The sequence below is a fragment of the Erythrobacter sp. JB2-19 genome (assembly GCF_057365005.1).
In genome coordinates this window covers 2,426,319-2,445,232 of record NZ_CP200290.1, presented here as the reverse complement: position 1 = coordinate 2,445,232, position 18,914 = coordinate 2,426,319, and the positions used below count along the sequence as shown (strand labels likewise).

The 18,914-nt window shown below is 59.5% G+C and carries 20 protein-coding genes; 15 read left to right on the top strand and 5 right to left on the bottom strand.

Features of this window, described 5'->3' with window-relative positions:
• Positions 1-45: 45 nt before the first annotated feature.
• The 3 genes from AC0V6O_RS11830 (at position 46) to msrA (ending at position 2,583) form a co-directional block, all read left to right on the top strand.
• Positions 46-897 (top strand): PdaC/SigV domain-containing protein, encoded by an 852-nt coding sequence (locus AC0V6O_RS11830; RefSeq protein ID WP_486144230.1) that lies wholly within the window; start codon positions 46-48, stop codon positions 895-897.
• A 43-nt stretch (positions 898-940) separates the two neighbouring features.
• Complete coding sequence (map, locus tag AC0V6O_RS11825) at positions 941-1,768, top strand: type I methionyl aminopeptidase (RefSeq protein WP_472639461.1); 828 nt, start codon at positions 941-943, stop codon at positions 1,766-1,768.
• Positions 1,769-1,938: 170 nt separating this feature from the next.
• Positions 1,939-2,583 (top strand): peptide-methionine (S)-S-oxide reductase MsrA, encoded by a 645-nt coding sequence (gene msrA / locus AC0V6O_RS11820; protein WP_486144227.1) that lies wholly within the window; start codon positions 1,939-1,941, stop codon positions 2,581-2,583.
• Between the two features lie 10 nt (positions 2,584-2,593).
• On the opposite strand, the gene AC0V6O_RS11815 is transcribed toward msrA, so the two are convergent.
• Positions 2,594-3,244 (bottom strand): heme exporter protein CcmB, encoded by a 651-nt coding sequence (locus AC0V6O_RS11815; protein ID WP_486144225.1) that lies wholly within the window; start codon positions 3,242-3,244, stop codon positions 2,594-2,596.
• Positions 3,241-3,846: a heme ABC exporter ATP-binding protein CcmA gene (gene ccmA, locus AC0V6O_RS11810; protein ID WP_486144223.1), complete on the bottom strand. Its 606-nt coding sequence runs from the start codon at positions 3,844-3,846 to the stop codon at positions 3,241-3,243. Before ccmA ends, AC0V6O_RS11815 begins: the two co-directional genes overlap by 4 nt.
• A gap of 72 nt (positions 3,847-3,918) precedes the next feature.
• Here ccmA and AC0V6O_RS11805 point away from each other — a divergent pair, with 72 nt between their 5' ends.
• Positions 3,919-4,221 (top strand): 4a-hydroxytetrahydrobiopterin dehydratase, encoded by a 303-nt coding sequence (locus tag AC0V6O_RS11805; protein WP_486144221.1) that lies wholly within the window; start codon positions 3,919-3,921, stop codon positions 4,219-4,221.
• 3 nt (positions 4,222-4,224) lie between these two features.
• On the opposite strand, the gene AC0V6O_RS11800 is transcribed toward AC0V6O_RS11805, so the two are convergent.
• From AC0V6O_RS11800 to AC0V6O_RS11790, 3 genes are all read right to left on the bottom strand, one after another.
• The gene (locus AC0V6O_RS11800; RefSeq protein ID WP_486144219.1) at positions 4,225-5,031 is read right to left on the bottom strand and encodes an SDR family oxidoreductase; all 807 of its coding nucleotides are present in this window, start codon (positions 5,029-5,031) and stop codon (positions 4,225-4,227) included.
• A 110-nt stretch (positions 5,032-5,141) separates the two neighbouring features.
• Positions 5,142-7,103, bottom strand: a complete 1,962-nt coding sequence (locus tag AC0V6O_RS11795; RefSeq protein WP_486144217.1) for a S9 family peptidase — start codon at positions 7,101-7,103, stop codon at positions 5,142-5,144.
• A 222-nt stretch (positions 7,104-7,325) separates the two neighbouring features.
• Positions 7,326-7,943: a DNA-3-methyladenine glycosylase family protein gene (locus AC0V6O_RS11790; RefSeq protein WP_486144215.1), complete on the bottom strand. Its 618-nt coding sequence runs from the start codon at positions 7,941-7,943 to the stop codon at positions 7,326-7,328.
• 106 nt (positions 7,944-8,049) lie between these two features.
• On the opposite strand from AC0V6O_RS11790, the gene AC0V6O_RS11785 reads away from it, so the two are divergent.
• The 11 genes from AC0V6O_RS11785 (at position 8,050) to mraY (ending at position 18,908) form a co-directional block, all read left to right on the top strand.
• Entirely contained in the window at positions 8,050-8,367 is a 318-nt protein-coding gene (locus AC0V6O_RS11785) for a 2Fe-2S iron-sulfur cluster-binding protein (RefSeq protein WP_472639453.1), read from the top strand.
• Positions 8,368-8,409: 42 nt separating this feature from the next.
• Positions 8,410-9,423, top strand: coding sequence for a cysteine synthase A (locus tag AC0V6O_RS11780; RefSeq protein ID WP_486144213.1), 1,014 nt, complete (start codon positions 8,410-8,412; stop codon positions 9,421-9,423).
• 12 nt (positions 9,424-9,435) lie between these two features.
• Positions 9,436-9,873: a hypothetical protein gene (locus AC0V6O_RS11775; RefSeq protein WP_486144211.1), complete on the top strand. Its 438-nt coding sequence runs from the start codon at positions 9,436-9,438 to the stop codon at positions 9,871-9,873.
• On the top strand, positions 9,854-10,645 hold the full coding sequence (locus AC0V6O_RS11770; RefSeq protein WP_486144209.1) for a hypothetical protein: 792 nt from the start codon (positions 9,854-9,856) through the stop codon (positions 10,643-10,645). The genes AC0V6O_RS11775 and AC0V6O_RS11770 overlap by 20 nt, the downstream gene beginning before the upstream one ends.
• A 465-nt stretch (positions 10,646-11,110) precedes the next feature.
• A complete protein-coding gene (locus AC0V6O_RS11765; protein ID WP_486144207.1) occupies positions 11,111-11,602 on the top strand; it encodes a division/cell wall cluster transcriptional repressor MraZ in 492 nt (163 codons plus the stop codon).
• Positions 11,599-12,567: a 16S rRNA (cytosine(1402)-N(4))-methyltransferase RsmH gene (rsmH, locus tag AC0V6O_RS11760; RefSeq protein WP_486144205.1), complete on the top strand. Its 969-nt coding sequence runs from the start codon at positions 11,599-11,601 to the stop codon at positions 12,565-12,567. Before AC0V6O_RS11765 ends, rsmH begins: the two co-directional genes overlap by 4 nt.
• The gene (locus AC0V6O_RS11755; RefSeq protein ID WP_486144203.1) at positions 12,564-13,130 is read left to right on the top strand and encodes an alpha/beta hydrolase family protein; all 567 of its coding nucleotides are present in this window, start codon (positions 12,564-12,566) and stop codon (positions 13,128-13,130) included. Before rsmH ends, AC0V6O_RS11755 begins: the two co-directional genes overlap by 4 nt.
• On the top strand, positions 13,127-14,845 hold the full coding sequence (locus tag AC0V6O_RS11750) for a peptidoglycan D,D-transpeptidase FtsI family protein (protein WP_486144201.1): 1,719 nt from the start codon (positions 13,127-13,129) through the stop codon (positions 14,843-14,845). Before AC0V6O_RS11755 ends, AC0V6O_RS11750 begins: the two co-directional genes overlap by 4 nt.
• On the top strand, positions 14,842-16,350 hold the full coding sequence (locus AC0V6O_RS11745) for a UDP-N-acetylmuramoyl-L-alanyl-D-glutamate--2,6-diaminopimelate ligase (protein ID WP_486144199.1): 1,509 nt from the start codon (positions 14,842-14,844) through the stop codon (positions 16,348-16,350). Before AC0V6O_RS11750 ends, AC0V6O_RS11745 begins: the two co-directional genes overlap by 4 nt.
• Entirely contained in the window at positions 16,347-17,837 is a 1,491-nt protein-coding gene (locus AC0V6O_RS11740; RefSeq protein WP_486144197.1) for a UDP-N-acetylmuramoyl-tripeptide--D-alanyl-D-alanine ligase, read from the top strand. Before AC0V6O_RS11745 ends, AC0V6O_RS11740 begins: the two co-directional genes overlap by 4 nt.
• Positions 17,838-18,908, top strand: coding sequence for a phospho-N-acetylmuramoyl-pentapeptide-transferase (mraY, locus tag AC0V6O_RS11735; RefSeq protein ID WP_472639441.1), 1,071 nt, complete (start codon positions 17,838-17,840; stop codon positions 18,906-18,908). It begins immediately after the preceding gene.
• Positions 18,909-18,914 lie beyond the last annotated feature (6 nt).

Below are 18,914 nucleotides of genomic sequence, written 5' to 3'. Positions count from 1 at the left end.
GCGCGAATTGTGCAAGCGAAAGGGTGGATGATCATGGGCAGGGCAATGACGGTTTGTATGGCGGTTCTGACCGTGGGCGCGCTAACGGCGTGCTCTTCCCTCGAGGAGGTCGCCGAGGACGTCGGCGTTGCTCAAAACACACCGACCCCTCCGACCCCGTCCAAAGTGGGCGATAATGGTAACGCGCAAGAGGATCTGGAGCGCCGCACCGCCACCGGTTTCAAGGCGGTCAACTTCACCGAAGATGAAAATTCTGGCGGCGGCAGCCGCGACTTCGAGTATAGCTGGCCGGCTCAGGTCAGTGCGATCCCGGAGCTGACCCAGCACCTGCAAAGCGAACGCGCAACTGCGCTGGAAGAGCAGAAACAGGATTGGGCCGAAATGCTGGCTGACGCGCCTGAAAGCTGCGGCGCTTCGTGCAAGACCAATTCTTATGGCCGCACCTGGAAGGTCGTGGCAGATTTGCCCCGTTTCCTCTCTCTATCGGCCAATCAATATGCCTACACGGGCGGTGCACACGGCAATTACTGGTTCGACAGTCTCGTATGGGACCGTGAGGCCAAGGCCGTGCTTGATCCGCGCGCGATGTTTACCTCGACCACAGCGCTCAATGATGCGGTGCGCGATAGCTATTGCAGCGGACTCAAAATCGAGCAGACCGAGCGTAGGGGCGGCGATGTCGACGCCGGAATCTTTAGTGATTGCCCCAAGGTGGATGATCTTACTCTGCTGGTAGGGTCGTCTAACGGCAAGAGCTTTGACCGGTTGGGATTGCTCGCCGCGCCTTATGTCGCCGGGCCATATGTTGAGGGGGCTTACGAGGTGACTGTGCCAGTCACACAGGCGGTTTTAGACGCAGTAAAGTCTGAATATCGCGCGAGCTTTTCGGTCAAGTAGGCCGCCTCTCGCAAATCACGCGCATTGTCGCTACATAGCACCAATGACCGAATATCAGCTTATTGAAGGCGATCAGACCGTCTACCGCGACGGCACCATTAAACTGCACGGGCCAGATGGCTTTGACGGGATGCGCAAGGCCGGGCAACTGGCCGCGCGGATCCTTGATGAGGTCGCCAATCTGGTGCAACCCGGCGTCACGACCGAGAGCGTCGATACCGCTGTGCGCGAGATGATGCTGGATGCTGGATCAGTGCCCGCGACATTGGGCTATCGGGGATATACGCATAGCTGCTGTATCTCGATCAACCATGTGATCTGCCACGGGATTCCGTCGGAAAAAGTCTTCAAAGAAGGTGATATCGTCAACGTCGATGTTACCCCGTTGCTTGATGGCTGGCACGGCGACACTTCGCGCATGTTCTTTGCTGGCGAGCCATCGCTGAAGGCCAAACGGTTGGTCGATGTGACACATGAATGCCTGATGCTGGGGATCGAAGCGGCGGGCAGACCGGGCGCGCGTCTGGGTGATATTGGCGCCGCGATTGAGGCGCATGCCAAGCAGTTCCGTTACGGCGTGGTGCGTGAATTTTGCGGACACGGTTTGGGCCGTCTGTTCCACGATGCGCCGGAGGTTGTGCACGCGGCGAAAGCTGGCACGGGGCCGGAGCTGAAACCGGGCATGTTCTTCACCATTGAACCGATGATCAACTTAGGCAAGCCATGGGCAAAAGTGCTGGGTGATGGCTGGACTGCGGTGACCCGCGACAAGAGCCTATCCGCACAGTTCGAGCATTCGCTCGCTGTGACTGAAGAGGGCACTGAGATATTTACGCTCAGCCCAACAGGTAAAGACAAACCGCCGTATTGATTTGCGATTGCTTGCGTCAGCTTGCTTGTTGAGCGATCCCGTAACTTATTTGGTGCGCCGCGCGAATATCGTGCTGACGTGGTGATGCAGGCGATACGCTTTGCATCGTATTTTATCGTCCATAATCTAGGGGCCAGAATTTCGTTATGATCAAATTGCCAAAAATCGCCATGACGCTCGCCGCAGCAGCCGGCCTGATGGGGCTGGCCGCTTGTTCTTCTCCGCAAGCGAACCGTCAAAGTGATAGCGCCGCGGGGAGCACTCTGATCTCCTCCGACAATCTGCCGGAAAATCAGGCTACTGCTGTGTTCGCCATGGGATGTTTCTGGTGCGCAGAGGCCGATTTTGAAAAGGTTGATGGCGTCGTCGACGTGGTCTCTGGATACACCGGAGGTCGGACAGAGAACCCGACCTACAAACAGGTAACCTATGCTGAGACAGGCCATTACGAGGCCATCCTTGTCACCTATGATAAGACAAAGCTGAAATACGAAGACCTGCTTTCGGTGTTCTGGCGCAATGTTGATCCGTTCGATCCGCGCGGGCAATTCTGTGACAAGGGCACCAGCTATCTTGCGGCGATTTTCCCTGGAAATGATGAGGAAGCGGAACTGGCAGAAGCTTCTAAAGATCGCTGGGAAAGCGTCTTTCAACAGGAAATCGTAACCGACATTGTGGACCGCGCCGACTTTTATCGGGCTGAGGAAGACCACCAGGATTACTATAGCAAGAACCCCGTTCGTTATGGCTACTACCGGAACGGTTGCGGGCGCGACAAACGGCTAGAGGCGGTTTGGGGCGCAATCCCGAAGTAGGCCTGGCAGGTTAGCTTTCCCGAGCGGCCCGTATTGCCGCGCCTGCGGCAAAGGGGGCCAAAGCCACCAAGATAAGGCTGATCGCTGCAACAAATCCAAGGCTCGCCACATCCATGCGGGCCAGTGCGCCTGCGCCAAAAATCAGGATCGGTAGCGCCAGCGGGATCAGCAACAGTCCTGACAAAGCTGCGCCCGCGCGCAGGCTGGCCGTGAGCGATGCAATCATCAGGCCAATTGCGGCGAGGCCGGGCGTGCCTGCCAGCAATCCGAGCAACAGAATGTGCAGGGTCTCTCCATCCAGATTGAGCAGGGCGGCAGCAGGAAAAGCGGCCAAAATCAGCGGCGGGCCAAAGCTGAGCCAATGCGCCGTCAGGCGAACCGCCATGCTGACTTCCTCGGTGACCCCGCGCAGCTTCAATTGATCAAACACGCCGAGTTCAATGTCGCGCGCCACCAGGCTGTCGAGCGGCAGGATCGCAGCCAGCAATGCCGCGATCCACACGACGCCGCCGCCGGTGCGAGCGAGCAGAGGCGCATCCGGCCCGACCGCAAATGGGTACAGCATCGCCACCGCCAGGAAGAAGATAACGGGCAGGGCCGCCCCGCTTCCTGTGAAGGGGAAGAACCGCGCCAGATCGCGTTTGAGGAGCGCGGTGATCATGCGGCTGGCTCCGCTGCTGCGCGGGGCACATAGTCGGCCAATTCCAGGGTTGTTAGGCCCGCAATGTCGAGCGTTTGATGCGAGGCGACCAAAGCAATCCCGCCGTCCTCGCAATGCGTCGCAATCAGTGCGGTCACTTGCTCAATAGCGCGGGCGTCCAGCCCGCTTAGCGGCTCATCAAGCAGCCAGATCGTTGCGGCTTGTGCGATCAGCCGCGCTAGCCCCGCGCGCTTACGCTGGCCGGTCGACAAATAGCGCACTGGAATATCGAGCAGATTGCCAAGGTCCATCGCCTCTGCCGCCGCGTCCACATCGGCGCAGCCATCAATCTTTTGCCAGAACGCGAGAGCTCGTCCCAGAGCGAGATCGGGATCAAGGCCCATACGTTCATCGAGCAGACCGACCGCACCCTCGGTTGCCACCGAGCCTGCAAACGGGGTGAGTAATCCTGCGCAATTGCGTAAAAACGTTGTCTTCCCAATGCCATTTGCGCCGGTGACATGGCACGCGCTGCCGGTCTCTAAAGTCAGGTTTAGCCCCTTGCACAGCACGCGATCGCCGCGGCGGCAGGCAAGGTCAGATACGGTAAGGCGCGCTTGCATGATTGCATGGCGTTAGGCAAAAGCTGACTTGCAAACAACACGCTATACAACAATTGCCCGATCGGAACCGATATGAGCCGTGTGCCTGAACTGACCGATGCCGAACGAGCGGAGCTGCTCGCGGCTTTCCCAGAATGGAATGAAGCGCGCGGCGGCAAGGCGATTTTCCGCAAGTTTGAATTTGCCGATTTCTCTCAGGCCTGGGGCTTCATGAACCGTGTGGCTTTGATCGCAGAAAGCCAGGATCACCACCCTGAATGGTTCAATGTCTACAACAAGGTAGAGATCACCTTGACCACGCATGATGCCGGGGAAAGCGGAGGCTTGTCCATGCGCGATGCAGCCATGGCAAAGGCTATTGCTGAGCTTGCCTAGGCGTTAACCCATATCGGTCCCAATACCTTGGCTGCGCATTTCCTTGCGCACGCGGCCGGGCAGGAACCGTTGGAGAAGCAGCAGGCGTTTTGCCATCTTGCCAACGGTGTAATCCAATTTGTCACCGTGAACTGCGTCCCACACTACTTTGGGTACTGTGCTGACGGGTGATACTTCGACACCTGCGTCGAGCAGGTCCTCTTTCACAGATTGGTTCGAATCTGCGGCGGTTTGTTCGATGATGGGCGTGTCGATAAACCCAGGGCATAGTGCGGACACTTTGATCCCATCCTTTGCCCATTCAGCATCCAGGCTTTGCGTCAGGCCGCGCACCGCCCACTTTGTGCCGCAATAGACAGACAGATTGGGTGCGCCGATGATTCCGGCCAGACTGGCCGTGTTGACCAGAACAGAGCCGGGCGCGGTTTTCTTTAGATGGCTATGCGCTGCCTGCGCACCGTATATCACGCCCTTCAAATTGACGTCTAGCAGAGCCACGACTTCTTCGCTTGGCTGATCCACAATCGGCCCGCCATGCCCGATCCCCGCATTGTTGAACACCACATCGATGCGCCCGCCAGCTGCCGTTGAAAAGGCTTCGAGCGCCTCGTCCCAAGCGGCGCGGTCACGCACGTCGAGCTGGTGCATGTATTTGAAGCCACCCTCAAGCAGGCCCAGCGTGTCTTCCAAGCCCGCTGTGTCAACATCAGCCACGCCGACGAACCAGCCTCTTTCGGCGAAGTAGATTGCGACTGCGCGGCCAATGCCCGAAGCACCACCAGTGATAAAAATTGACCGACGCTGCGTCACCTAATCTTACTCCCAAAAAACAAGAACCGGCGTGGTCTAACCCCGCGCACTCCGTTTGTCAGCTACTGACATGCGTGTCAGCATGGATAGGCTGTGGGTTAAGCCGTGTTCTATTTCGCCAACGCCTGTTCCAGGCCAACGACATGCTGCGCACCTTCAAGGATTTGCGCAGTGGAATTGCCGACCGTGTCGCCAATCGTTTCGCTGCGTCCGCCAAGGCATTCTGCCAGGAAATTCTCAGTGATTGCGGTGTAGGCGATGTTGTTGGTCGGCTTTGCAAAGCCGTGGCCTTCATCAGGATAGAGCACGTATGTAACAGGGACTCCGGCCTCTTTCATGGCGCCGACGATCTGGTCGCTCTCTGATTGTTTGACACGCGGATCATTGGCGCCTTGCAGGATTAGCAGCGGTTTTGTGATCTGGTCTGCTTTGTACAGCGGGCTGGCGGCCTTCAGCAAAGCAAGACCTTCCTCGGTGTTCGGATCGCCCATGCGCTCATGGAATAGTTTCACCATCGGTGCCCAATAGGGCGGAATGGTCTCCAGCAAGGTCTCAAGGTTGGACGGGCCAACGATGTCGACGCCGCAGGCGAATTTCTCTGGCGTAAAGGCGAGGCCAGCAAGCGTCGCATAGCCGCCGTAGGATCCACCCATTATTGCCACTTGATCAGCGGTGGTGATGCCTTGCTCAATCGCCCAATCGGTTGCGTCGATCAGGTCGTCATGCATCGACAGGCCCCATTCTTTGTTGCCTGCGTTGAGGAAATTCTTGCCGAACCCGGTCGAGCCGCGGAAGTTCACTTGCAAGACGGCATAGCCCCGATTGGCGAGCCATTGGACGCCGCTGGAGAAGCCATAATCATCGCGCGCCCATGGGCCGCCATGGACCAGCAGAACCATTGGCACGGCGGCGTCTGGACGGCCGCTTGCATCACTGTCGCTGCCGGGCGGCAGAGTGAGATAGGACGGCAGGGTCAAGCCATCGCGGCTGGTGATCTCCACCGGCTGCATCGGTTGGAGCGGCGCGCCCTCCAGCTCTGGACGGGTGATGTAAAATGGGGTGAGGGTCTTGGCCGCGCGGTCATAGATATAACTGCTGCTTGGCGCGGTCAGCGGGTCGTTCCAGACGATCCAGGTTATGTCGTCATCGGTGCGGCTGGCGACGCCAAACTCGCCATCGAGCTGGGCGCCGAGCCAATCGAGCGAGGCCTTGATCTGGGGATCAATTGCGGTCCACTCGGTCTTGAGGTAATTCGCTGAATAGGCCTCAACTACGCCCGTTTTGTTGTTGCGAATGGTGCCGCCAATATCGGCCTTGTCATTCTCCGCTACCAGCGTCTTCTCGCCGCTCGCTGTGTCCTGAGCATAGAGAGCAGCGGTGTTGCGGCCCCGACTGTCGAGCCAATACAGTGTTGAGCCATCGGTGGTGTAGCCCGCTGGCGAGGTTGTCAGCGAATCTTCCATGGCGGTGGTTTCAAAGGCGGCCTCTTCCACCGCGCCGCCTTCGATCCGAAAATAATCGGTGCCGCCGGCCTCGTTCTGGCGCATTGCCATGCGCAGGGTCAGCGTGTCATCCGCCATAAACCCGGCATAGCTGTTGTTCTCATACACCAGCTCCAGCTCTCCGGTGTTGAGATCAAGCAGGTGCACATCGTGGAATTGCGGATCACGATTGTTGAGACCGATCAGGATCTTGTCGCGGATCGTTTCTGACCCGCCGACAATATCGACGCGGGTGTTTTCAAACGGGGTAAGGTTGGTTTCCACGCCGCTTGTCACATTGATCGAATAGAGCAGGAAGTTTTCATCACCGCCTTTGTCCTGAATATACAGCAGGCTGCTGGAATCGGGTGACCAGAAATGCTGTCGGATCGGGCGGTCCGCCGCGCTCGTCATCGCTTTGGCTGCATCCAGATTGTCGCGCGGAGCCATCCAGATGTTGAGAACGCCATCCTTTGGCGCGAGCCAGCTGAGGTATTTGCCATCAGGGCTGATGCGCCCCTGCGCTTTGGTCGGATTGCCGAACAGGGCATCGCGCGGGATCAAGTCATAGGCTTCGGCGGTGTTGGTCATTGTGGCTCCGGTTTTGGAGGTGTGATTGTCTGCAGAGACTGCGCCCGGCAGCGTTAAGGCAGAATGCGGCCAGTGCCGTGGTCAGCAGGCGCGCGGTGAATGACGAGATGTTATGCGAAGGGACATGGGAAGTATCCAATCGATTCTAAACAGCTGTATTATTCAATTAATACACACATGATAGCCGTCCGCAAGCCAGATGAAATAGAACAGACTTGGAAGCTACAGCGCAGGATTGGCGTAAAAATGCCAGATCCAGATCGCCATCGCCCCGCGATGCGGGCGCCAGCGCTCGCCGATCTGCCTTAGGCCTTTTTCATCGGGCCGCTCATTCAGCTGCAGCAATCTTTTGACGCCTTCCTGCACGGCAAGATCACCGGCGGGCCACATATCGCCGCGCCCCTCCGCGAACAGCAGATAGATCTCCGCTGACCAGCGCCCGATCCCTTTGACCTTGATCAGCTCTGCGATCGCCGCCTCGTCATCGGCGGGCAGGTCATCAAAATTGACCTCGCCGGTTTGCACCAGCTCGCACAGGCTGCGGGCATAGCCTTGTTTCTGGCGCGAGAGGCCGCAGGCGCGCAATGTGTCAAAGTCCCGCTCCAGCAGGCAGGCAGGCGAAAAGCCTTCGCCCAGTTCCGCCTCCAATTTGTTCCACATAGAGGCCGCCGCGGCGACCGAGACCTGCTGGCCTACGATCGTGCGCAGCATCGTCATATATCCGCGATCTCTGATGCGTGGTTCTGGATAGCCAATTCGCGCGATTTCAGTCGCCAGATCGGCATCATTTTTGGCCAATGCATCAAGCGAGGCCTTGATTGCAGCTGCGCTCAATCCCACTAATAATTCCCATAGCTATACAATGCGAAATCTGCCTCTAGCAGCGCAGCCGACTATTCGATAGAGCGCTGGCCAATCCAGCGGACACTGAAAAGGATACAATGCAATGCCGAAACTGATCGTCACCAATCGTGAAGGCGAAACGAGTGACATCGAGGTCGAAGATGGCCTGACGGTGATGGAGGCTATTCGCGACAATGGCTTTGACGAGCTGCTGGCGCTGTGCGGCGGATGCTGTTCCTGCGCGACCTGCCACATCCACATCGATCCTGAGTTTACGGCAAAGCTGCCTGAGATGAGCGAAGACGAAGATGATCTGCTGGAATCGAGCGAGCATCGCAATGAAACCTCGCGCCTTTCGTGCCAGGTTCCGCTCACTGCAGAGCTGGACGGCTTAAAGGTAACTATCGCAGCTGAAGATTGATGTTGTTTGCGAGTTGGCTCGCAAGCTCCTAACTCGCAGTCCATGAACATTACTCAACCTGTCGGCGACACGCTCGCCTTGATCGGAAACACGCCGCTGGTCCGCCTGGCCGGGCCGAGCGAGGTGGCGGGCTGCGATATTTGGGGCAAATGCGAATTTGCCAATCCGGGCTCTTCGGTGAAGGACCGCGCAGCGCTGTACATGATCCGCGATGCTGAGGCGCGCGGCGAGCTGAAACCTGGCGGCACAGTGATCGAAGGCACCGCTGGCAACACCGGTATTGGCATTGCGCTGGTCGCCAATGGGCTCGGTTACAAAACCGTGATCGTGATGCCGGACAATCAGTCGAAGGAAAAGATGGACACGCTGCGGGCGCTGGGCGCGCAGCTCGTGCTCGTGCCCCCGACCAAATACGCAGATCCTGCGCACTTTCAGCACACCTCGCGCCGCATGGCGGAGGAAACCGAAGGCGCGATCTGGGCTGGCCAGTTTGATAATGTCGCCAATCGCCGCGCGCATATTGAAGGCACCGCAAAGGAGCTGTGGGAACAGCTGAATGGCAAGATTGATGGCTTTACCTGCGCGGCTGGCACGGGCGGTACGATTGCCGGGGTTGGCATGGGGCTGAAGGAGAAATCCGAAGATGTCCGCATTGCGCTGACCGATCCGCATGGTGCGGCGCTCTACAATTACTACGCGAATGGGGAGCTGAAGGGCGAGGGTTCTTCCGTTGCCGAAGGCATCGGTCAGGGCCGGATTACCGCCAATCTCGAAGGCGCGCCGATCGATACCCAGTTTCGCATTTCTGACGAGGAAGGCCTGCAATGGGTCGCCCGGCTGCTGCGTGAAGAAGGGCTGTGCCTAGGTCTCTCCTCTGGCATCAATGTCGCTGGTGCGATTGCGCTGGGTAAGCAGCTGGTCGCCGAAGGGCGAGAGAACCCGCAAGTCGCGACAATCCTGTGCGATACTGGCTTTCGCTACCTTTCGACACTCTACAATGCCGACTGGCTGGAGGCAAAAGAGCTTCCAGTGTTCGACTGGCTCGAACAAGCGTGATAGGCAGCCATTATGGCGTATCGCAAACTGTTCGAAACCCGCGAAGAATTGGCGCGGGCTGTCGCAGAAAACCCAGATATTGAACGCGCAGGTGCGCCCCTTGGCGGAACCCGCGAAGAGGCGGTGCAACGCCTTCAGGTCGGGCTTTCTGGCCTTGCTGCGATGGTCCTGCTGGTTGGTCTGGCCAGCGTTATCCAAGGCCGGGCGCAAGTCAGTGAAGACAGCGCCGTGCCAGAGGCCGCGCCGACGACTGAGCCGAGCGCAGAGGCCACAATCAATGATCCGCTGGTCGATGCAGGGGTCGTGCCTGATTTGCCGGTAGAGCCAAGCCCGGTCGCAACGCAGGAGGCGGCGATCGTGCCTGAGCAAGGCGAGGGGACCGCTGGTGACCCGCTGCCCGGCGATGTTGTGCGCGACGATCCGTTGATCAATGAGTCCAAAACTCCATAAATTCGCCCTCGCTGCGATTGGCGTGCTGGGCCTGTGCGCAGGCGCGCTGTGGTGGCTGGCCCAATCGAACGCAGAGGGCCATGTCCTGCGCGCGAGCGCGAACAATGGCTCAGTCGAGAACGTGGAGCTTGGTTTGATGAGCAGCCTGCCGCTTTATTGGCCGTTGGGTGCTGATCTGGCGGGCCTGATTGACGCAGAGCAAGAGACACCTTGGCAGCGCGGCGTTTTGGAAGCGCGCTATGATCTGAAGCTGCTCGATAGCCTCTCACCGGATGATCAGGGCGTTGGCCCACTCGCGGGATTGGAGCGCCTGGCGATTATCCAACCGCGCGGGCTTAGTCCGTCGGACAATGCCGTATTGGACGATTGGGTCCAGGGTGGCGGACGGTTGCTGATTGCGCTCGATCCGATGCTGACCGGCGAATATGAAGTGCCCCTTGGTGATCCGCGCAGGCCGGTAGACGCCGCGCTGATCCCTCCGGTGATTGAGCGATGGGGATTGGCGGTTAGCTTTGATGAAGAACAGGGTGAGGGGCTACGGTCTGCCGCGGTGGTGGGCGGACAAATCCCGGTTCATATGGCCGGCGTCCTAACCGTTCTCGATCCCGCCGCCGCCTCGTGTGAACTTCAGGGCGACGGAGCAATCGCAGCCTGTGATATTGGCCAGGGGTGTGTGACGGTTTTTGCCGATGCTGCCATCTTTGAACATGAAGAGCTCGCCGGAGAAGATGGCGAAAGGTTGATCGCCTTGCTGGCTCAAGCCTTCAACTGAGTCGCTAGCAGCCCGATCCTGACCGATATCGGTTCGATCCATCTAGGCTGCGTCAAAGCGTCCCAAATTCGCGATTGGGGATTTTGCGGGACAGGCCGGGGATGAGCGACTCGCCTTGTGTGATTCTCGCAGTTTTGAGCGGAAATTCAGTGTTTTGAGGCAAGTCCTTTGGCTTCCATGCGAGGTGGCGAAGTGAATGGGTGTTCAATATTAATATGGTAAATCAGTTATTTACCAGCTTATCCCGCGAAATCCCGTAAAAACCCCTTCCATCCCGGTTAAACCCACGATATTACCGTCTTCCATCAAACATGACCGTTTGTGTTTGCGCCGCCCATGATGGTTGGCGTGCCGGTTCCGCTCGCATGTGGAATGGCCAAGCAAATGGCGTTTTGGGTCTCCTGAAAAGGGAGGCGGGGAAAATGAAGGCCCGTGAGGGGCGGGTGAGAAGGGGAGTTGGAGCGCGTGTCGTTCGCAGGATTCAGTGGTCAAGCTTATTCGCCCGCCGGCGATAAGGGCCGCTTTGTGCTGCCTCCACTGTTCCGCAAGGCTGTTAAGGAAAGTTCCGAAGGACGGATTGTCTGCCTGGCAAAGCACGAGCGCTGGAATTGCCTCACCGGCTTTGGCCTGTCCCGCAAAACCGAACTTGAAGAGCAGATTGAGCGCGAGGAAGACCGCGCCATCCGTCTCGATAAAGAATTCGACCGTGATCTGCGCGCGATGCAGCTGTTTGGCTTTGTCGAAGTGCCGTTTGATGACAGCGGCCGCTTTGTAATGCCCGATCACCTGCGCAGCCTCGCGCAGGTTGACGATGGTCTGTACTTCCACGGCGGCGGGCGCTTCTTCACGATCTGGAACCCAGATCAGCTCGCGCAAATGGGTGAGCAATGGGAAAGTGCGCAGGCAGCCTGCGCCAATCTGGTTGCAGAAGCCGAAGCGAAGGGGCGCAAGAAATGACGTCCTCCGCCGCCCTAGGCCAGAACGCGCCCCACGTCCCCGTTCTCCTCGAAGAAGTGATCGCCGCGCTTAATCCCCAGCCTGGCGATATTATTGTCGACGCCACTTTTGGTGCCGGCGGCTATACTCGTGCGCTGCTTGATTGCGGCGCTACCGTCCACGCCTTTGATCGCGATCCTGACGCGATCTCTCAAGGCCGCGGATGGAGCGAGGCGCGTAGTTCCCCTCCGCGCTTGGTGCTTCATCCGCGGCGTTTTTCCGAGATGGTGAGCGCGATGGAAGAGGTAGGTGTTGCCCAGGTTGATGGCGTGGCAATGGATATTGGCGTTTCCTCCATGCAGCTTGATCAGGCGGCGCGCGGTTTTGCGTTTTCGGCCGATGGACCGTTGGACATGCGGATGAGCCAGGCGGGCGAAAGCGCGGCTGATTTTCTCAATTCTGCCGATGCCGACACGATTGCCGATGTGCTCTATGAATACGGCGAGGAGCGCCAGTCGCGCCGGGTTGCCCGCGCTATTGTCGCGGCGCGCCCGCTGGAGACGACCGGTGATCTGGCGCGGATTGTTCGCAAGTCGCTGGGCTATAAGCCGCACGACAAGAAAGACCCGGCAACGCGGTCGTTTCAGGCCGTGCGCATCCATGTGAATGACGAGCTGGGCGAATTGCGCAGTGGCCTGTCAGCGGCAGAGCGCTTGCTGCGTGCTGGCGGTAAGCTCGCCGTGGTCAGCTTTCACAGCCTCGAAGACCGCATGGTCAAACGCTTCCTGCGCGAAGCGTCCGGCGCAGGCCGCGCCGTGTCACGTCACCTGCCAGGGGAAATTCCCGGCGACCCGCCGGTATTTGAGAAACTTTCCAAAGCGATCCGTCCTTCCGAGGGTGAGATCGAACGCAATCCGCGCTCGCGCTCTTCCACCCTGCGCAGCGCCATCCGAACAACCGCCGATGCAAGGAGGCTTGCGGCATGATCGTTTCAGGTTCTCGTATGCGTCAAATCGGCTGGGTTGCGGTGCTCGCGCTGTGCGTCGGGATGTTTCTCCTGCTTAGCTTCCGCGTGCATGCCGTAAAAAGTGAAGTTCTGTTGGCTGAGCGGCAAATTGTTGAGTTGGAGCGCGAAACGCTTGTGCTCGAAACCGAGTTTCAGGCGCGCGCCAATCAGCGGCAATTGGCCAATTGGAACATTGTTGAATTTGGCTATCTCGCGCCGCGCGCCGACCAATATCTTGAGGGCGAGCGTCAATTGGCGAGCCTGGGTTCACCGCAAGTTCCCGGTGCGCCTAGCCCGATCCGAGTTGCCCGAGCAGAGCCGGCAGAGGGCATGCCATCGCCGCTGCGGGCACGCGAAATGGTCTCGCCGATTACGGGTGCGCCTGTGACTTTGGCTGCGACACAGGTTGAAGAGAGCGCAACGACAATGTTCGCTGAGGCCTTCGGTGACTTCCTAGTAGAGGCCTCGCCCATCCGGGCGGCGCAAGCGCGCGCGGGCAGCAGCGCTTCGGTTACCCAAGCAGCGGCAGAGACGGCTGAATGAGTGCCTTTGCGGCTCGCCCGGCCATCCCCGCAGGCCGCATCCAACTCGTCAATTTGCGCTATCGCTCGCTGTTGACGGCGCGTTGGCGTGTGCTCTGGATTGTGCTGGTATTTGCGCTGGTCGCTGCGGCTGCCATCTTGCGCATTGCCTATCTGGGTTTTGCTGGCCACGCTCCATCACGCACCAGCCTGGCGGAGCAATTGCTGCCGCCGCGCGGTGAGATTACCGATCGCAACGGCGTTCCGCTGGCGCGTGCTTTTCCTGCCTATGCGCTGTGGTATGCGCCAACCGCTATGGGCGATGGCGGTGAGCCACTGGTAGCCTCGCCTCAAGATGTTGCCTTGAAATTGGCCAATATCTTCCCGGCGATGGATGTGAATGACACCGCCTCGCGCTTGGCTTCTGGCCGAGCGGGTTATTTGCGCCGCCGCATCCTGCCAGAAGAGGCGAACAAGATCATGCGCCTGGGCGAGGTCGCGCTGCAAATCCCGCGTGAGACCGATCGCCACTATCCGCAAGGTTCCTTGGGTGCGCACATTCTTGGCTATGTTGCTGCTGATGATCGTGGCCGCGTTGGTATGGAAGCGGTCCTGGACGAGCAATTGCGCGATCCAGCTTTGCGTTCTCAGTCGGTGCCGTTGTCGATCGATATGCGCGTACAAGGCGCGCTCGAAGACGAGCTGAGCAAGACGATGCTCGCCACCAATGCGCTGGGCGCGGCAGGGTTGGTGCTCGACGTCGACACGGGCGAGGTGATGGCGCTTGCTTCCCTGCCAGAGTTCAATCCCAACCGGATCGATGCCGCTGGTCAGGCCAACATGATGAACCGCGCCACCAATCAGGTGTATGAGCTCGGGTCGACATTTAAGCCGCTGACGGTGGCCGCCGCGATTGATGCCGGTGTGATCACGGATCTCAGCGCCAATTGGAACGCGCGCCCGGTCAAGATCGGCTCGATTGAGCGTGCTGATTATTCTGACAAAGGCGCAACGCTTAACATTCCTCAGGCGCTTGCCTATTCTTCCAACACCGTCACCATGCGGGTCGCGGATCAACTGGGTCCAGAGCGGCTACGCCAGACTATGATCGACCTTGGCATGAACGAGCGGCCCTATATTGAGCTGCCCGCGAAAGGCCATCCGATCTGGCCGCGCGGCGATTGGTCGCGGCTTACGAATATGACGGTCGGCTATGGCCACGGTATTTCGGTCACACCGCTGCATCTGGCGACGGCCTATGCCGCGATGGTCAATGGCGGGATCTGGCGGCCTGCAACTTTGCATAAGCTGGAGGCAGGACAGGCACCACGCGGCCGCCGTGTGTTCAAGACCTCCACATCCTCGCGGATGCGCCAGCTGCTACGGATGATTTCGATTTACGGCACTGGGCGCAGCGCCGATGCGCCGGGTTACCGCGTCGGCGGAAAGACTGGCTCGGCGGAAAAGCCGACGAAAGGCGGATACAGCAAAACGAAACTGATCTCGTCCTTCGCTGCGGCGTTTCCGATGGACCGCCCGCGTTATGTTGTGGTCGCAGTGATTGATGAACCACGTGGCACTGTGGCAAGCTCTTTCCAGCGGACAGCGGCGTTTAACGCAGCTCCGGTCGTCGGGCGGCTCGTGCCGCGAATTGGCCCCATGCTGGGTGTACGGCCGGATACGACGCGCGACGTCGACATTAGTGATCTTCGCTTCTTGGTGGAGGGGCGCAAATGAAACTTGGAAATTTAGCGCAAAGGGCAGGGTTGCCTTGTGAAGAAGGCGCAGACCTTAGCGTGACAGGCTTTGCCATCGATCATCGCAAGGTTGCCCCCGGCACGGTTTTTGGGGCGTTTCAGGGCCTGACCTTCAATGCAGAGGACGTCATTCCTGAGGCGATTGCCGGTGGAGCTGTCGCCATCGTGACGCGTCCTGGCGTTACGGTGGAGGGCGCGGTTCATATTGCCAGCGATAATCCGCGCCGTGACTTTGCCCGACTGGCCGCCGGTTTTTTCACGCCTGTCCCGCCGCATATCGTGGCGGTTACTGGCACCAATGGCAAAACCTCAACCGTAGAGATGACCCGGCAAATCTGGCGCATGTGCGGCGAACGCGCAGCCAGCATTGGCACATTGGGCGTAACCACGCCGGATGAGAGCGTTTCCACCGGGCTCACCACGCCGGACATTGTCACTTTCCTATCGAATATGAGCGGTTTGGCGCGCGAAGGTGTGAGCCATGTGGCCTATGAGGCCTCTAGCCACGGCCTCTCGCAATATCGCAACGAAGGTATCTCCGTATCCGCTGCAGCCTTCACCAATTTCAGCCGTGATCACCTCGATTATCACGCTGATATGGATGACTATTTTGCGGCGAAAATGCGCCTGTTCAGCGAAGTTCTGAAGCCGGGTGCAGCGGCAATTATTTGGGACGGCGGGGATAACAGCGAGTGGACCCGCCGTGCCGCCGAGCACGCGATGTCCTCAAATTTGCGCGTGCTCATTGTCGGCAAGGTGGGGAGCGGTTCCAACGCGTTCCTCCGCCTTGTCGATCGCAAGGCAACGCAGCTAGGTCAGACGATTGACGTCGAGCATGAGGGGCGCGTTTTTTCGATCAAGCTCCCGCTGATCGGTGAATATCAAGCCGCCAACGCGATGGTCGCGGCGGCCCTGGCGATTGCAACCGGCAGCGATGCCGCTCAGGCGCTGGACGCGATTTCCCGGCTTCAGCCGGTACGAGGGCGAATTGAGCGGGCCGTGATCAGCCCGGCGGGCGCGCCTGTCTATGTCGATTATGCTCATACTCCCGATGCTTTGGCGGCGGCGATTGCTGCGCTGCGCCCGCATGTGGCGCGCGGGCAGGGCGGGCGTTTGATCACCGTGTTTGGCGCTGGCGGAGACCGCGACCCCGGTAAGCGCGAGGCGATGGGCGCCGCCGCCTCTGACAAATCGGACATCGTCATTGTTACAGACGACAATCCGCGCGGCGAAAGTCCGGCGGCCATTCGAGCGGATATCATGCGCGGGGCAGCGGCCAGCGCGCGTGAGATTGGTGACCGGCGCGAGGCGATTGGCGAGGCCATTTCGCTCGCCGGAGAACACGACATTGTGCTGGTAGCGGGCAAAGGCCACGAGCAAGGACAGATCATCGGTGCAGGAGAGAATATGCGGGTTTTGCCGTTCGATGACGTAACGGTTGCGCGCGAATGCGCCGCTGCTGGCGGTTCGGGGTCTGGCTCATGAACGCGCCGCTAATCCACGCCGCGCTGCGTACTTGGCCGGTAACGGCGCGCGATGAACTCAGTGGAGCGCTGTGGAATTCGCGCGAGGTCGAGGCCGCAACGGGCGGCACGGCCAGCCACCATTTTCAGGCCTCCGGCGTTGAAATGGATTCCCGCGATGTGCGTCCCGGCGATTTGTTTGTCGCTTTGAAAGGTGAGGCGATGGACGGCCACCGCTTCCTCGACAAGGCCTTTGCCGCAGGTGCGGTTGCAGCCATCACCGACCGGGCTGTGGACTATCCGCATGTGCTGGTCAAAGACACCAGCGCCGCATTACACACGCTGGCCCATGCTGCGCGCGATCGCAGCCCAGCGGTGCGCATTGGCGTCACCGGATCGGTCGGCAAAACGGGTGTGAAAGAGGCGATCTTCGCCGCACTAGACCGGGCCAGCAGAGGCGCGGCGCATCGCAGCGTTCGTAGCTATAACAATCACGTAGGCGTGCCACTCAGCCTTGCTCGGATGCCCGCGCGCAGCCTGTTTGGCGTGTTCGAAATGGGCATGAACCATGCGGGTGAGATCGCGCCGCTGGCCGATCACGTGCGCCCTGACGTGGCGCTGATCACAACGCTCGCGCCTGCACATATCGAAAACCTTGGCTCGATGGAGGCCATTGCCGATGAAAAAGCGGCGATCTTCACTGGTCTGACGCCGGGCGGCACTGCGATCATTCCGGCTGATACCGACTATACCGAACGGCTTATCGGCCATGCCCGTGCGGCGGGCGCAACGGTTGTGACCTTCGGCCGCCATGCGGACGCCGATGTGCGGCTGCTCGATGCCATTCCGATCAGCACCGGAGGTTCGCTGATCACAGCAGACCTCGGCGACGCGCGGCTGTGCTATTCGATTGCGGAGCCGGGCGAACATTGGATTGCCAATTCACTCGGCGTCATGGCGGCAGTGCGCGCAGCGGGCGGCGATCTGGCCGCAGCGGGCCTGGCCTTGGCTGAAATGGGCGGCCTTAAAGGGCGCGGCGCGCGTTTCCAGATTGATCTGCCTGGTGATGGCAAGGCCTTGCTGGTCGATGAAAGCTACAATGCGAACCCAGCGTCTATGCGGGCAACCTTGCGGCAATTGGGCCAGACCCCAGCGCTGCGTCGGGTCGCGATTTTGGGCAGCATGATGGAGCTGGGCGATTTTAGCCCACGCTTCCACCGGCAACTGGCCGAGCCGCTTAATGATGCGAGGGTCGATCACGTCATTCTGGTTGGCGAAGAGATGCGTGAACTCGCCTATGAATTGGGGAAATCAGGCGGCGTTCCGCTTGGCAACCCGGGCAGCTTTACGCATTGCGACGGTCCGGCTCAGGCGATTTCCATGCTTAGCGAATTTGGCATCAATGGCGGGGACGCAATCCTTGTCAAAGGGTCAAACTCGGTCGGCCTTGGCGCTCTGGTTACCCATTTTATGCAAACGCACCCGGTTAAGGGGCAACAGGACGACTAAATGCTGTATCTGCTCGCCGAATGGCTCGGGTTTGAAGGGATCTTCAACCTTGTGCGTTACCAGACGTTCCGTGCCGGAGCGACGCTGCTGACGGCGTTGCTGATCGGCATGGTGATCGGTCCGCGCTTCATCAACATTTTGCGCGTGCGCCAGGGTAAAGGGCAGCCGATCCGTGAAGACGGGCCGGAAAGCCACTTTGCGAAGCGCGGCACGCCGACCATGGGCGGATTGATGATCCTTATATCATTGGCGCTGTCGCTGATGCTGTGGATGGATCTGCGCAGTCCGCTGGTCTGGGCCTGCCTCGCGGTGACGGCGGGTTTTGGGATCATCGGCTTCCTCGATGATTATGATAAAGTCTCCAAGAACAGCCATGCTGGCGTGCCGGGACGGGTCCGGCTCGCGATGGAGTTCGTTGTCGCTGGCATCGCGTCTTATATCATCGTTAGCCAGATCAGCACCGACCTTTACGTGCCGTTCTTCTCTGATGTGTCGATCCCCTTGGGGCCGTTCTATTACTTCTTTGCCGCCTTCGTGATCGTCGGCGCGGGCAATGCGGTGAACCTGACGGACGGACTCGATGGGTTGGCGATCATGCCGGTGATCATTGCTGCGGGCACCTTTGCAATCATCGCCTATCTCGTCGGCCGCACCGACTTTAGCGAATATCTCGGCATCCCCTACGTTGAGGGCGCGGGTGAGTTGGCGATATTTTGCGCCGCGATAATCGGCGCGGGCCTGGCGTTTCTGTGGTTCAACGCGCCGCCAGCGGCGGTGTTTATGGGTGACACGGGATCACTCGCGCTCGGCGGCGCTTTGGGCGCCATCGCGGTCGCCGCGCACCACGAGATTGTACTCGCGATTGTCGGCGGCCTGTTTGTGCTGGAGGCGGTTTCCGTCATCGTTCAGGTTTTCTGGTTCAAACGCACGGGCAAGCGGGTGTTCCGCATGGCCCCGATCCACCACCATTTCGAACAGCTCGGGTGGAGCGAGAGCAAGGTCGTGATCCGGTTCTGGATCATTTCGATCGTGCTGGCGCTCGCTGGGCTGGCGACGCTGAAACTGCGCTAAGGAGAG

What these genes read in the sequence shown, in the direction of transcription:
- AC0V6O_RS11830 (WP_486144230.1), top strand. Translation starts at nt 46, where the DNA reads ATGACGGTTTGTATGGCGGTTCTGACCGTGGGCGCGCTAACGGCGTGC.
- map (WP_472639461.1), top strand. Translation starts at nt 941, where the DNA reads ATGACCGAATATCAGCTTATTGAAGGCGATCAGACCGTCTACCGCGAC.
- msrA (WP_486144227.1), top strand. Translation starts at nt 1,939, where the DNA reads ATGACGCTCGCCGCAGCAGCCGGCCTGATGGGGCTGGCCGCTTGTTCT.
- AC0V6O_RS11815 (WP_486144225.1), bottom strand. Translation starts at nt 3,244, where the DNA reads ATGATCACCGCGCTCCTCAAACGCGATCTGGCGCGGTTCTTCCCCTTC.
- ccmA (WP_486144223.1), bottom strand. Translation starts at nt 3,846, where the DNA reads ATGCAAGCGCGCCTTACCGTATCTGACCTTGCCTGCCGCCGCGGCGAT.
- AC0V6O_RS11805 (WP_486144221.1), top strand. Translation starts at nt 3,919, where the DNA reads ATGAGCCGTGTGCCTGAACTGACCGATGCCGAACGAGCGGAGCTGCTC.
- AC0V6O_RS11795 (WP_486144217.1), bottom strand. Translation starts at nt 7,103, where the DNA reads ATGACCAACACCGCCGAAGCCTATGACTTGATCCCGCGCGATGCCCTG.
- AC0V6O_RS11785 (WP_472639453.1), top strand. Translation starts at nt 8,050, where the DNA reads ATGCCGAAACTGATCGTCACCAATCGTGAAGGCGAAACGAGTGACATC.
- AC0V6O_RS11780 (WP_486144213.1), top strand. Translation starts at nt 8,410, where the DNA reads ATGAACATTACTCAACCTGTCGGCGACACGCTCGCCTTGATCGGAAAC.
- AC0V6O_RS11775 (WP_486144211.1), top strand. Translation starts at nt 9,436, where the DNA reads ATGGCGTATCGCAAACTGTTCGAAACCCGCGAAGAATTGGCGCGGGCT.
- AC0V6O_RS11770 (WP_486144209.1), top strand. Translation starts at nt 9,854, where the DNA reads ATGAGTCCAAAACTCCATAAATTCGCCCTCGCTGCGATTGGCGTGCTG.
- rsmH (WP_486144205.1), top strand. Translation starts at nt 11,599, where the DNA reads ATGACGTCCTCCGCCGCCCTAGGCCAGAACGCGCCCCACGTCCCCGTT.
- AC0V6O_RS11755 (WP_486144203.1), top strand. Translation starts at nt 12,564, where the DNA reads ATGATCGTTTCAGGTTCTCGTATGCGTCAAATCGGCTGGGTTGCGGTG.
- AC0V6O_RS11750 (WP_486144201.1), top strand. Translation starts at nt 13,127, where the DNA reads ATGAGTGCCTTTGCGGCTCGCCCGGCCATCCCCGCAGGCCGCATCCAA.
- AC0V6O_RS11745 (WP_486144199.1), top strand. Translation starts at nt 14,842, where the DNA reads ATGAAACTTGGAAATTTAGCGCAAAGGGCAGGGTTGCCTTGTGAAGAA.
- AC0V6O_RS11740 (WP_486144197.1), top strand. Translation starts at nt 16,347, where the DNA reads ATGAACGCGCCGCTAATCCACGCCGCGCTGCGTACTTGGCCGGTAACG.
- mraY (WP_472639441.1), top strand. Translation starts at nt 17,838, where the DNA reads ATGCTGTATCTGCTCGCCGAATGGCTCGGGTTTGAAGGGATCTTCAAC.